This window comes from Providencia sp. PROV033 (assembly GCF_028484855.1).
Lineage (GTDB): Bacteria > Pseudomonadota > Gammaproteobacteria > Enterobacterales > Enterobacteriaceae > Providencia > Providencia alcalifaciens.
Genome location: NZ_JAMPSW010000096.1, coordinates 1 through 13,921, shown reverse-complemented (window position 1 = coordinate 13,921; position 13,921 = coordinate 1). Strand labels below are relative to the sequence as shown.

The following is a 13,921-nucleotide window of genomic DNA, read 5'->3' as shown; positions in this document are numbered from 1 at the left end:
ATATTTTTTTAAAATTAAAAAGCAAAAATTCAATTATATTTATTATTTTCAAAAATTGAATTTCATTTTTAGATGAAAATTAAATAAGTATTAACATTGATAGTTTAAATGTAATTATATTTAAACTATCAATTTCAGGCTAATGAAAGAAAGTAGGCGAGTAAGGAAAAGCATTATTTCATTTTTACGGCATAATCACTTTCCAAGTCATCATTACGGCGCTGCATAAGATCAGCAATAAAGTGAGGTATTGGAATGTCCGTTCAGATAATTTCACCAGCAAATATTTTGCCAATGGCATGACCAATAACGCGCCCGCACAGAGAATTAATGCCAGTTTTAAATCCGTGTAACCATCTTGCGCATAAGCCAAAGCTGAAGATCCCGATAATACTGTCGTGACAACAATCGATGTACCAATGGCTTGTTTGATATTTAAATCCATATAGCGCAATAACATGGGTAAAACGACCACCCCACCGCCTACCCCTGTCGCACCCAATACAACCCCAGCTAACACCGCCGGAATCGCCATCGCTTTCAGCTGGTTTTCTTTCATGACAACTTTCTTGAGTGAATTGGCAAAAAACATCCGCTGAATAAATAAGTACAATGAAAAAATAATTGCCGCAGCCACCAGCGCATTAATCCCCCATTCCACCTGTTTTTCATACGCGGGAATGCTGCCTAACCACGTCACCAGCAGGCTGGATAAAAATGTACTTGGCAACATAATCGCTAAGACTATCAACGCGCCTTTTAGGGGAATATTCCCTAATCGAAAATGCATGTATGACGAAGACACTTTCATCAACATGGAGAGAAAATTCGCCGTTGCTACTGCCGCTAGGGCATTCAATCCAAAAAAATATGTCAATATGGGTAAAACAATGACACCACCGCCCACACCCGTCGTACTTATAATCAAGCCGATCAGTGCGCCGATAGCTAACTCTGTGACAATCATGGTGGTTTATCCTGCCGATGTAACGGCTTGTCGACCTTTTTGCAATGCGATGTCCGCATCTTCATTAGCAAGGGTTAAGTATTTGAAGAATAGTGTGTCGAATATCACCATCTGCAACACTTGAGGGGTGATTACCCCCAACTGAGAATGTTGTTCATCATAGTAATAAGGGAGTATTAAATCCGCGAGGCGCGCCGCATCATCTTGCCCAAAACGGGTTAAGGCGATAGTGGTACAGCCATTATCGTGAGCGGATTTCAGCATACGGTTCACTTCAGGTGTATTACCCCTAGCGGTCACCGCAATAGCTAAATCTCCATCACCTAAATTCGCCGAGTAGCTCAGTTGCACATGCAAATCTGGACTAAATAAAGCCGATTTATTGACGCGGATAAATTTATGGAAAATATCATTCGCCACAATCGCTGATGAACCAATACCAAACAGCACGATGCGTTTCGCTTCAACCAGTTTTTGAGCAACAGCATCAACCGCAGCGGGTTCTAACAGTTCTAACGATTTTTCAATGGCACTAATAAACAGCTGCCCTGATTTGGCAATGATCTGAGCCGTATCGTCATTACGACTCAGATTGCCATATAAACTTTCTGCTTTGTGCTGCTTCTCATCCGATAAATAATCGACTTTAAATTCAGGATAGCCACGGTAGCCCATTTGCCTTGCAAAACGAATGACGGATGCACTACTGACACCAGCTGCTTGAGCCAATTCTGCGGCATTCATCGCAACAAGGCTGTCGCGATACTCCAGCAAAAACTGCGCAATGCGCTGTTCCGTGCCTTTGCCTCTCGTCAATAAGCTTTCCAATTTTACAGTCAATGCTGACATGGCTATACCTTCTTATTATTTTTCTGGATCGTTGAAGCCTATTATCATACTGGCAATGAAACCGACAATCCATGCGCCTGCAACAGCAATCAGAAAATCGAGAATTTGCCCATCACCCACCAGCGGAATTAACGACAATCCAGCAGTCCCAAATGGGATGATAATTCCGACATGGAAGAATGCCATCAGTGCACCGCCCGCAGCCCCCCCGATGCACCCAGCAATAAACGGTTTGCCCAATGGTAATGAAACACCAAATAATAATGGTTCACCGACACCAAAGATCCCGACAGGTAGAGCCCCCACTAAGGTTTTCTTTAAGCGCTGATTTTTGGTTTTTAATAATACCCAGAAACACGAGCCAACTTGCCCCATACCGCCCATCGCTAAGATTGGGAATAAGTAATTCAAGCCAAATGTTTGCAAAATTTCCGCATGGATTGGGATCAAGCCTTGGTGTAGACCGGTTAATAATAAGAACAGGAAGCTTCCGCCTAAGATACCGCCAGTTGCCACAGCCCCGCCACCGCTATTGAGCAATGCAACAGAAACCCCTTGAGCTAGGACTTGGTTAAGGTAATGTCCCGCCGGTTGAAAAACAATCAATGCCACCATCGCAGAGACTAAAATAGTCACGAATGGCGTCACAATCAAATCAAGGCTCTCTTTGATGATACTTCTAAACCACACTTCAAATTTAGATGAGAAGACCACCACCATCAGTACCGCAAAAATCCCACCACTGTTAGGTTGCAGCTTTTCACCAAATAAAGTGATATCCGCTAAGCCTGGCATGGCTAAAAGCCCCGCCATGACAGCACCAATCGATGTCGATGCACCTAGCTCTTTTGCTGTATTTACCCCAATCATGATGGATAAATACGTAAATACTGCGCTACCAATCAACTTTAATAACTTAAATAGTTCAGGGAACTGCTCCACAACACCGGGAGCAACTAAGCGTACAATGTTAATCAGCCCCATAATCAAACCGCAACCAATCAATGCAGGAATAGTGGGTACGAAAATGGCAGCTAGCGTATTAAGCATACGACGAATGGAGAAAGATTTTTTCTCTGGTGTCAAAGCGCTGCTTTCCTCGCTCGCTACGCCACTATTTTGCATGCGTTTATTCATGACGGAGAAAACTTTTGCAGCGGTTCCCATACCAACAATCACTTGTTGCTGCTCACCATTAAACACAACGCCTTTCACCCCTTCCACTTGCTTGAGGGCACCGGCATCAAATTTACTGTTATCTTTTAAAACCAAACGGATACGCGTCATACAATGTGTTAACGTACCCACGTTTTCAAACCCGCCCGCGTATTTTTCTATTTCTCTGGCGAGCACTTCCAGATGTTCTATCTTATTAGCCATAGTATTTCCCCGGTGTTGACTGAGTCATGACTCTGTTTATGTTTATGCTATTCGCTATGACTGTTTAGCATCGAATCCAAACTGGTGTTCGGGTTGCGCTGAACAATCTCTGTCGCTTGCTGTGCAGTAATATTCAATTCATACATTAAAATGGCGCGGCGTGGGTGATAATCCACCTGCTTTAATAACCTTGCCGCCGTATCTACATCAATCCCGCAAACTTCCCCAACAATTCGTTCAGCCCGACGCAATAGTTTGATATTACTCGCCATTACATCGACCATTAAGTTGGTATGAATTCGCCCTAAGCGCCCCATAACGCAAGTGCTTAACATGCCTAAAATCATTTTTTGTGCCGTACCACTTTTCATTCGCGTAGAGCCAGAAAGCACCTCAGCACCGACATCCGGTGCAATGGCATATTGCGCTAAATCACTCAATAAGCCGTGTCCACGTGTCGTGATCCCCACCGTCAATGCGCCAATTTGATTACCATATTCAATCGCGGCTAAGGTAAATGGAGTCCGCCCACTTGCTGCAATACCGATAATCACATCTTTTTCCGTAGCACCGCGTTCTTGCAATTCCTGTACAGATGCTTCCGTTGAATCTTCAATATTTTCAACTGCTTTTAACATCGCGGAATGCCCACCCGCAATGATTGATTGCACCATCTCAGGCGAGGTACCAAATGTTGGAGGGCACTCCGCGCTATCCAATACCGCTAATCGCCCGCTGGTGCCAGCTCCGACATAAAAGATCCGCCCACCTTGTTTTAAACGTTCAGCAATCACATCAACCACATTCGCCAATTCAGGTAACACGGAATGTAATGCTGTCGCGACGGTGCTATCCGCCTGATTGATCACGGTGAGCATGGATAAGGTATCTAAACGAGAAAACTGCAATGTGTCCTGATTAAGTTCATTGTTCAAACAATCGCTAAGCGTATTTTCGGTTACTGACATCACATCACCTCAATTGAAACTATATTTCATAGAAAAATACTGTTTATGAATATTAATTTCAATTCTAATCATAACAAGTTATTCACTTAGGATGATTTACGTGATTGAACTCACAACAATGGTATAAAAGAAATTGAAAAACCGGTGGCAACTTTATAAACCGCTTAAGGCTACCACCGGATGAAGGCTATTTGACGAGTTTACAGCTCCCGAAGGCTGAAGGAATATGGAAATCAGGTTTCACAGAGTCTGGTTTGATCCAGCTGATCCATTTACGTACTTGTTTCGGCTCACCGGCACTAAATTCTCCGCGTAAAATGGCACACATCAAGGTTTTCTTATCGCTGTCTTGCCAAAGATTCAGTTGCGTCAATTCATCAAGGTCAATTTTTCCCGTTAGCACATACCCCTCTGGCGTGATTTGCCCAACCGTTTTTAAAGTTTGCCAATTCCAGCTAGGATCGACTTCACGATAAAAATTCGCTTTCGCATCAAAGGTACGCCCTGATGGGTCCATTTCTGCGGTGTAGTAAGGTTTTAATTCAGGGCTCGTCGCAAAGAATAATTCCACACGATCAGAATCTAATACCGCCTGATCTTTATCAGTATTTTGACCTAGCTGAATATCTTTATCGTCCGCGATAAAACGGAAATACAGCGCATTGTCGCTCCACAATGCACGAAAATCGGTTTTAGGTGGTGCCTCATTTTCCCACGGGTAGACAAAATCAGTGAGCACTTCAGCTTGCTCCCAGACTGCGGCTTTTTGGGCATCATCTAGGGATTTAATCTGTGCAGTATGATGGATGGGATACTCTTTCGCTGCCACACTGGCGGTCACTAACAGAGTTGTTGCTGCAAATAGGGTCGTTAATTTCATGCCTTGCCTCACTTTATCGGTTTTATAATGTGCGAATAACATCAATGGTGTTTTTATAACGAAATCGTTATGATTTTTTAAGAAATTAAATTTCATAACTTATAACGAATATAGAATTAAAATTTCACCACATGCAAGACATGTTCAATAAAAACCCTCACTCTGTGAGAAGACTCACTGTTTATAATCGTCTATTCTGATGTCAAATTCAGGGGTAATTTTTCACGAATCGCATCAATAACCACCCTCGTTTTTAACGGTAAAAAAGAGGTTGCTACCCATACGACTGAGATAGGATAACGAGCACTTTGATATATGGATAAAATCTCAATTAGATGACCTGTCTTGATATTTTCTTTGACTAACCATTGAGGTAAATACGCAATCCCAGCACCATTTAATGCTGCAAACATAATGGTTTGCATATCATCCATCACTAATTTGCTTATAGGTAAATAACGATGCGCTTGCTGGTTCTGATCAAAAACATGCCACGGCAAAATTTTTCCAGCCTGTGTATACGCGATCAGCTGGTGCTTATCTAATTCAGAAAGTTGCTGGGGAATACCATGTTCCGCTAAATAGCTCGGCGACGCACAAAAAATCATTTTATGGTAACCAATTTCATGGGCAATCAACTGGTTTGAATCGGCGAGTTTACCCACTCGAACTGCAACATGAACACCCTCTTGCTGTAAATCCACGTTACGGTCATTCAATACCGTTTCAATTTCGAGTTTTGGATATAACTTCATCAGTTCAACCAGCAACGGAACAACATATAAATTACCCAATAATCGAGGTGCAGTAATACACACTTTCCCCTCAACATTACGCTTACCGCTTTCTAAATAGTTTGAGGCTTCTTGAAGTGCATTCAAAGCCTTGCTCGCATACTCATACAACACCATGCCATCATTGGTTAAGGTTTGTTGACGAGTCGTTCGCTGAAACAGTGCAATACCTAAACTGCCTTCTAATCGTGAAATACTTTTACTAACGGCTGATCGCGTTAAATGTAGGCGCTCTGCTGCCGCTGAAAAATTTCCGGCTTCAACCACAGCAATGAAGATAGGTAAACAGTTCAAATCTAATTTGTTCATATTGGTGCTCAAATGGAAACAATATAAGGAAAGAATATCACTCATTGTCCACTTATCAAGCCAGATATACTTGCTACATCTTAAATTGATAAGGAAGAACCCCATGAAAATCTTAGTTATAAAATCCAGTATTAATGGTGCAGCATCTCAAACAAATACCTTAATTCAACAGTATCTGGATGAACGTAAAGCCCAAGGATATCAAGATTGTATTATCGAGCATGATGTGGCAGAAAAACCCTTACCAGTACTGAATCAGGCGCGTTTTGCTGCGCTAAGAGGTGCAGAGATTAACAATCATGATTTAAAAAATACGGCCGAACTTTCAGACCAGTTAATTGCGGAATTAAAAGAGAGTGATTTACTGATCCTCGGTGCACCAATGTATAACCTCAACGTACCGACTGAATTAAAAAATTGGTTTGATTTAGTCGTCAGAGCAAGAGAAACATTCCGCTATACAGCAACCTACCCGCTGGGCTTAGTGGAAAATGTTAAAGCACTGGTATTTAGTGCTCGGGGAGGCATTCACTATGGGCAAGAAACCGATGCAATTACACCTTATTTGAAATCCGTTTTAGGTTTAATGGGCATTACAGATGTTCAGTTTATCTATGCTGAGGGTTTGGATATGAAACCCGAAGGGTATGACGCGGGAATAGCTAAAGCTCAACAACAATTAATGCATCATGTTCATTGTTAAGTATTATTTACCAGAAAAATCCTCACTCTGTATTATGTAATTAGTGAGGATTTTATTTTCATTAAGATATCTATAAATATTCACTTACAATTGAAAATTCATATCTAATGAATTGTATCTATTAGTATTTAACAAATTAATTTTTTTATAATAACGTCATTCCCTTTAATTTTTTCACCTCAAAAAACACCCATAATGAGTAACAAAAAGCATGAAGTGAAAGAAAATATTTTATATTGTATCATTTTATTTCATCTATCGATCATTAAATAGATTTCATTTATTAATCTATGTCATTACTCAATCATTCTTTTATTTCACCACCAAATATACCCAAAAAAAGAGTCATTTTAAAGGCGATATTATCAATGTTTTATTTCAATAGAATGTAACATTATATTTCATCATATTTTGAGTATTTACATCATTATTTAACCTATCTACAATTCGCCTCGCTTTGAAATCATCTAATTATATAAATCTTATTTAACAAATCTAAGTAACCACTAACCATAAATATAATGAAACTAAACAAAAAAATAGGAAACTTTATTAGGAATGCAAGAGTAAGCAAAGGATTATCTGAAAAGGAATTAGCATCTTTAATATCAGTAAGTCAGCAACAAGTATCAAGATATGAAAGAGGGGTATCCACTTTAAGCATTCAAAATATTTTAATACTGCTGAATGCTCTGAATGTCCCTTTTGATGAGTTCAGTCACAAAATAATAAAACCAGAGCAAAATAGACTTTTCGATTTACTTATTGAAGAGTTAGAAACTGACGGTGTAATTAATGTAGGCAATCTCAAAAATATATAAATGTATTTTTCGGAGTGCATGCGTCATTTTAAATGCAAGTACCAAGCAAGTAATTAAATCCTTTTAAAATTTTTATAATGGAAAGTTATATAATGAAACTCAAGTTAATCGCTATCGCATTACCTATTTCTTTAGCTTTATCTCACACTGCATTCGCAGAAACTCAGCCAGAAGAGCCTACGCCTACATTAACTCCAGTTACTGTAGGTGGTGGCATTGTGAATTTTGCAGGTGCCATTGTGAATACCCCTTGTGTTATTGATAATGACGATGCCTCACAAACCGTTAATTTAGGTCAATACCGTCAAGATGCCTTCACCGGTAAATCTTCAGTCTCTTCTCCTGTTGGTTTTGATATTAAATTAACGGGTTGTGCAACCGAAACATTCAAAAATGCGTCTCTGACTTTCACTGGTATTACTGTTCCTGACGAAGAAAAAATTCTTGCTCCTGTCGCTTCTCAAGGTGGGCAAATAACAGCGACTGGCGTAGGTATCCAAATTTTACAAAACAGTAAATTAGTGAATGTTGATGGTTTAAAAGCGACGGATGTGGTTAAGCTGAATGAAGGTGATAGCACATTACGTTTCCAAGCACAGTACATCGCATTAGCGGATGAAGTCACTGCGGGTTCTGCTAACGCATCTGCCGATTTCACTATTACTTATCAGTAATATTTCTGTCTTAGCACCCGTGTCATAGCGGGTGCGCATTATTTATTTCCGGAGTTTTTATGTTTTCATTACCCAAAACAAGTCATTTTTATAAATGGCTAGTTTCGCTATTCTATTTTGGTTTTTCTTCACTGTGTTTTGCCGGTGGAATAACACTTGATAGCACCCGAATTATTTATCCACAAGAAAGTAAGCAAATTACTACAGGTATTCGGAACACCTCAGATAAATCAGCATTTTTAGTTCAAACATGGATTGAAGATGCAAAAGGAAATAAAATAAATGATTTTATTTCTACGCCACCGCTATTTACTAGCGCACCAAAAAATGAAAATACCATACGCTTAGTTTATGCAGGTGAAAAATTACCTACCGATAAAGAATCTCTATTTTATTTCAATGTCAAAGCTATTCCATCTATTGATAGAAATGAACTGTCTGATAAAAATGCATTAATTCTTGCGGCAGTGACTCGCATTAAACTTTTTGTTCGCCCAAAAGGATTAAAGATCACACCTAAAGAAGCAATAAGTCTTATTCGATTTAGCAAGGTAGATAATCAAAAGATTAAAATATCCAATCCATCACCTTATTACATGACATTAACGGATCTTAAATCAGACAAAAAAGAGTTGCCAACCGTCATGATAGCGCCATTTAGTGATATTCAAGTTAACTCTCCAGATGGATTTAACATCAATAAACTGACATTTAGTTCAATCAATGATTTTGGTGGCGTTACACCGCCAAAGCCTGCCATTTTCAATTAAAAATCAATGAGTTTTATTTCAAATGGAAATAAGGTTTTCTATGTTCGTCTCACTCAAAAAATACAAAAAAATCATAAATAACCATTTGATGCCCTCATACTTATTTATTTGCCTTTTTGTCATACCAAATACCTATGCCCAAGACGGGAAAGATTACTATTTTCCCTCCTCTTTAATTTCTATTGATGCAGAGCATATTGCAGACTTAAGCACGTTTGAAAACCAAGGTTCACAATTGCCAGGAACCTATGACGTTGATGTTTATTTAAATGGTAATCTTAAATACAGAAGAAACATGGCTTTTGTTAAAGAACAGCACTGCCAAGAGCAACACACACATGTATCTACAACAACAGACCCTACGGGGTTGATGCCGCTGTTAACCAAACAAGATCTTACTGAACTGGGAGTGAACACGGAAACACCTGCATTCACTCAATCAGAGAGTGATCAGTGCATTAATATCGCCCAACTGATTCCTAATGCGCATACCGAATTTGATTTCCCTAAAATGAAATTAAATATCAGTATTCCACAGATAGCGTTAAGTAATGTAGCCAAAGATGAAATTTCTACAAACCAATGGGATGACGGAATTAATGCATTATTTACCAGTTATACATTAGGGATTACAGATAACCAATATAAGCATGATTTCAGTAAAAACATTTACCTAAACCTAAGAAATGGCATCAATGTAGGTAGTTGGCGGTATCGAGACAACCGCACATGGACTCGCTATACAAGCAAACATAACCAAGAAAGCCACTGGCAATATCTAAACAGCTATGTCGAACGCGGGATCATTCCTTGGCGTAGCCGATTAGTTTTAGGGGATAGTACGACCAATAACACAGTCTTCGATTCACTGACTTTTCGCGGTGTGCAATTAAGAACTGACGAAAGTATGTATCCAGCAAGCCAACAAGGGTTTTCGCCTATTATTCGAGGTGTTGCAAACAGTAATGCCACCCTTGAGATTCGTCAAAATAATTATTTAATTTACCAAGCTAATGTCGCGCCGGGTGAATTTGCCATTACTGACTTAAATTCCTTGAACTCAAGCGGTGATTTGCAAGTCAGTATTCTTGAAGCTAACGGTGATATTCAATCCTTTATCGTGCCCTATGCCTCTGTTCCGGTGCTATTACGAGAAGGTCGAATGAGCTATAGCCTAACCGCCGGTGAATTTCGCTCTGATAACAGCCATTATGATACAACCCAATTTGGCGAAGCTACCCTTATCTGGGGGGCTTCTTCATTAACCACACTTTATGGTGGCATTCAGTATGCCCAAAACTACCTGTCCGGTGCAATCGGTACGGGCTTTAACTTAGGAGCATGGGGGGCATTTTCAGCGGATATTACCCATGCAAATAGCCGATTAACCGATGGAAGCCGCTATCAAGGGCAATCACTGCGATTTCTCTACGCACGCGCATTCCCTGAAACGGGTACGAATATTCAATTAACTGGATATCGATATTCAACTCGGGGTTATTACACCTTACAAGAAACGTCACTGAATCGAATGTCCGGTTGGTTATCCCAGAATGAAAGTGTTGACTCCGATGGGGAACTTAAAACCAACAATACTGATTACTTTAATCTTTACAATAATAAGCGCGAAAGAATACAAACCAATATCTCACAAAAAATCACAGGCATTGGTTCTATTTATTTAACGGGAGTCCGCCAAAGTTTTTGGGAACAAAATGGCAGCTCTGTTTCCATACAATCAGGATTAAGTAGCCAAATTGGCGATATCAATTACACGCTCTCATATGGGCTAAATAAAAATATTGATCAGTACGATGTCAAAACGACAGATAGGAATATTTTCTTAACGGTTTCCATTCCGTTGCAAAAATGGTTGCCTCAAGGAGCGCCACCGATGTATGCCTCTTATAGTGCTAACCATGATAACCAAGGAGAGTTAATCCAGCAAACTAGCCTAAGCGGAAGTTTCCTGCCACAACAAAACCTGAATTGGAACGTAGCTCAAGGCTATTCCTCAAGTAATGGAAATGACGGAAATCTCAACTTAGCGTATCAAGGTGGCTATGGAAATACACAAGTGGGTTATAGCTACGGCAAGGATTACCGCAAGATCTCTACGGGTCTTTCAGGTGCTGTGACCTTGCATTCTGACGGTGTCATTTTTAGCCAGCCTCTTGGTGAGACCAATATTCTGATTTCGGCGCCGGGAGCCAGTGATATCCCCGTTGAGCACACCAGTGGCGTTAAGACGGATTGGTTCGGTTACACCATCAAACCTTACGCAACCCCATATCGTTTAAATCGCGTTGCATTAGACAGTAGCGAATTAGATGAACAAACGGAAATTGAAAACAGCGTTCTGACAACGGTGCCCACTCGCGGCGCTATCGTCAAAGCAAATTTTGTGACTCGTCAAGGTGCTCGAGCGCTGATTCACATCGTAAAAAATGGCAAAAATCTGCCTTTCGGTACCTTAATTTCAATTGGGCATCAAACATCCATTGTGAATGATGATGGTCAGGTTTATTTGTCTGGGCTAGAACCTTCAGGCGAACTCATCGCCAAGTGGGGACATGATGATGAAAATCAGTGCCGAGCCACCTATTCACTACCTCAAAATACAGATCAGCAATCATTAATTCGATTCGACGTTAATTGCCAGTAATCATTGGTAATAACGAAACTATTTTAAACATTAACTTAAATAAAAGGCTTAATATGAGTTTCATTACCCACAAATTCTTTACCTTAATTTTAGTCGCTAGCGTTGTCGGAGGTACCAATATTAACTTAGCCATTGCAGAAAGTGCCAATGCAATAGTTCAAATAAAAACCACTGTTTTGGCAGGTTGTACACTGGATGCGCCTGAAACTGTTTCTTTAGATAATATTCCGAGCTCTGCATTTAATGGAAAACGCGTTGGGGATAACCTAACAGACTACGCGAAAACCTTTAATTTGACCGCCACATGCTCTGGAACCGATAAATATAAATACACCTTCCAAGTCTCAGAATCCGATGCATCCTGCATTAAAACTAATGCGGATTTTATGCGCTACTGCTTAAAATCTAATGATAAAGATATTAATTTATCATCGACTACTGCGATCTTGGATTGGGATATTACCAAAGATGGAAATATAACACCGATAACCGTCATCCCACAGGTGGCTTCTACTTCAAGCACTCCGGTTGGTGAAGTCAATGGGCAGATTACCATCACTATCGAGCCGATGTAAATTACGGATTAACCAGTAAGGTCAAGACATTGCGCCAGTTATTTATTTTTATCGTTTCATTATTTCCGCTATCTATTTATGCAGAAACAATATTTATTCTAAAAGAAACTCAAAATGTGTCTATAGAGGAAATGTCATCTCAAGCTAATAAAACGCTATTCAGATTTACTGTCGACTATATAAATGACAATAACACATCAGGCTCATTACGATCGTCATGTTGGGGAAGTTTTGATGATATGAAAAATAATGCTTCTAATGATGGCCTTTATGCCGCTGAGATAACATTTAACGACGAAAAACTGGGTGTGTATGCTAGTTACACCCCAATGACATTTTATAGTGGTAATAACACTGTAAATACATATACAAACTTTAGAAGTCTCACGGGGTTTAACAGTGACAAATGGACACTATACTGCACTGCTGTAAGTAATATTGCTGCTGAAATTAAATTTCGACCTCGTGAAGTATCTTATACGATTGTAAATCTAATGGCATCTAGTGAGGCGTATCCCCATATTAGCGCACCTGCAATTGTTGATTTAAAGTCTTGTTTCCCCAATCAAGAACTGGAAACCGTTATTCCTTTGACGATAGGTTTTGTGGGGTATATAGGGCAAAATAAAAGAATGGAGTTAACTGTAAAATCTAATGATTTACCTGATAGTTTTGATATTACTCTCGATAATCAAAGTATTCTCAATAAACAACCTCAAGTTATTCAAATGCCAGCAGGGCAAAAAGAGAAGCAAATTGAGACTCGTTTGAAAGGACTCTGCCCAGATAAAGCAGGAGAATATGTTTGGAACGCAGAGTATATTACGACCATTCAGTAATCTTATTTAAATCTCTTCAACATTTTTATTATCCATTGCTAATCATTAAAAAAATCCGCCTAATTGGCGGATTAATAACTCAAATTAATAGAGAAAAAGAGAACTTTGCTAAGCAATTAAACAATAGGAATTCCTACGTGGCATATAACAATAGGCTGTAACAAACTTAACTTATTTTTTCGAAATAATTTTTGATATCCTTATGGGTATCATTTAATTTCACATCAGGAAGTTCATCTTGATGATTTTTCAATTGAAATCTTAACTCACTAAAAAAATCACCGAAGTCAAAATCTAAGACAAAAAGAATATTTAATAATGTATCCACCGAGATCCGGCATTTTCCACACTCATACCGTGAATAATGCTGTTGAGAAATACCTAATTGCTTGGCAATCTTTGCACCCGAAAATCCTTTTCTTTTACGAATACACCGAAGTTCCTTGCCTATTATAAATGAGTAAATATTACTTTCCGGTTTACTGTCTTCATCTGCATTTTTCATATTTTAGATATCTCCCTATATCGGAACGAGAGAGCCAACTTATTGACTCTCGTTCCATCTGATAGATAAAACATTATTCGTTATGAGTGACTTTGATTGTGTCGTCATTTGAATTTTTAAATCCGTAACGGCTTAACGGTGAAATCACTAATTCTTGTGCCTGACTTTTTACATCAATGGTTTTACTTTCATTCGGTCTTAAATAAAACTGGTCAATTGAGT

The 13,921-nt window shown here is 39.3% G+C and carries 14 protein-coding genes; 7 read left to right on the top strand and 7 right to left on the bottom strand.

Annotated features, from left to right (window positions below):
- Positions 1-184: 184 nt before the first annotated feature.
- The 6 genes from PSF16_RS14170 to PSF16_RS14145 form a co-directional block, all read right to left on the bottom strand.
- Entirely contained in the window at positions 185-967 is a 783-nt protein-coding gene (locus PSF16_RS14170) for a sulfite exporter TauE/SafE family protein (RefSeq protein WP_272689471.1), read from the bottom strand.
- A 6-nt stretch (positions 968-973) separates the two neighbouring features.
- The gene (locus tag PSF16_RS14165) at positions 974-1,816 is read right to left on the bottom strand and encodes a MurR/RpiR family transcriptional regulator (RefSeq protein ID WP_006657359.1); all 843 of its coding nucleotides are present in this window, start codon (positions 1,814-1,816) and stop codon (positions 974-976) included.
- 15 nt (positions 1,817-1,831) lie between these two features.
- Complete coding sequence (locus PSF16_RS14160; protein WP_272689470.1) at positions 1,832-3,196, bottom strand: PTS transporter subunit EIIC; 1,365 nt, start codon at positions 3,194-3,196, stop codon at positions 1,832-1,834.
- Positions 3,197-3,243: 47 nt separating this feature from the next.
- A complete protein-coding gene (gene murQ, locus PSF16_RS14155) occupies positions 3,244-4,164 on the bottom strand; it encodes an N-acetylmuramic acid 6-phosphate etherase (protein ID WP_006657357.1) in 921 nt (306 codons plus the stop codon).
- A 187-nt stretch (positions 4,165-4,351) separates the two neighbouring features.
- Positions 4,352-5,044, bottom strand: a complete 693-nt coding sequence (locus PSF16_RS14150; protein WP_230086834.1) for a carbohydrate-binding family 9-like protein — start codon at positions 5,042-5,044, stop codon at positions 4,352-4,354.
- A 191-nt stretch (positions 5,045-5,235) separates the two neighbouring features.
- The gene (locus PSF16_RS14145; RefSeq protein WP_006662696.1) at positions 5,236-6,147 is read right to left on the bottom strand and encodes a LysR family transcriptional regulator; all 912 of its coding nucleotides are present in this window, start codon (positions 6,145-6,147) and stop codon (positions 5,236-5,238) included.
- 103 nt (positions 6,148-6,250) lie between these two features.
- On the opposite strand from PSF16_RS14145, the gene PSF16_RS14140 reads away from it, so the two are divergent.
- From PSF16_RS14140 to PSF16_RS14110, 7 genes are all read left to right on the top strand, one after another.
- Positions 6,251-6,850: an FMN-dependent NADH-azoreductase gene (locus tag PSF16_RS14140; protein ID WP_112860830.1), complete on the top strand. Its 600-nt coding sequence runs from the start codon at positions 6,251-6,253 to the stop codon at positions 6,848-6,850.
- A gap of 521 nt (positions 6,851-7,371) precedes the next feature.
- Complete coding sequence (locus tag PSF16_RS14135; RefSeq protein WP_036962672.1) at positions 7,372-7,671, top strand: helix-turn-helix domain-containing protein; 300 nt, start codon at positions 7,372-7,374, stop codon at positions 7,669-7,671.
- A gap of 92 nt (positions 7,672-7,763) precedes the next feature.
- Positions 7,764-8,345, top strand: a complete 582-nt coding sequence (locus PSF16_RS14130) for a fimbrial protein (RefSeq protein ID WP_272689469.1) — start codon at positions 7,764-7,766, stop codon at positions 8,343-8,345.
- A 59-nt stretch (positions 8,346-8,404) separates the two neighbouring features.
- The gene (locus tag PSF16_RS14125; protein WP_006657351.1) at positions 8,405-9,115 is read left to right on the top strand and encodes a fimbria/pilus periplasmic chaperone; all 711 of its coding nucleotides are present in this window, start codon (positions 8,405-8,407) and stop codon (positions 9,113-9,115) included.
- Between the two features lie 22 nt (positions 9,116-9,137).
- Positions 9,138-11,780, top strand: coding sequence for a fimbria/pilus outer membrane usher protein (locus tag PSF16_RS14120; protein ID WP_272689468.1), 2,643 nt, complete (start codon positions 9,138-9,140; stop codon positions 11,778-11,780).
- 53 nt (positions 11,781-11,833) lie between these two features.
- Positions 11,834-12,355, top strand: a complete 522-nt coding sequence (locus PSF16_RS14115) for a hypothetical protein (protein ID WP_272689467.1) — start codon at positions 11,834-11,836, stop codon at positions 12,353-12,355.
- Positions 12,356-12,384: 29 nt separating this feature from the next.
- Positions 12,385-13,194, top strand: a complete 810-nt coding sequence (locus PSF16_RS14110) for a hypothetical protein (protein WP_272689466.1) — start codon at positions 12,385-12,387, stop codon at positions 13,192-13,194.
- A 166-nt stretch (positions 13,195-13,360) separates the two neighbouring features.
- On the opposite strand, the gene PSF16_RS14105 is transcribed toward PSF16_RS14110, so the two are convergent.
- Positions 13,361-13,699 carry a helix-turn-helix domain-containing protein gene (locus PSF16_RS14105; protein ID WP_272689465.1) on the bottom strand — a complete coding sequence of 113 codons (339 nt, stop codon included), beginning with the start codon at positions 13,697-13,699 and terminating at the stop codon, positions 13,361-13,363.
- Positions 13,700-13,921: the final 222 nt, after the last annotated feature.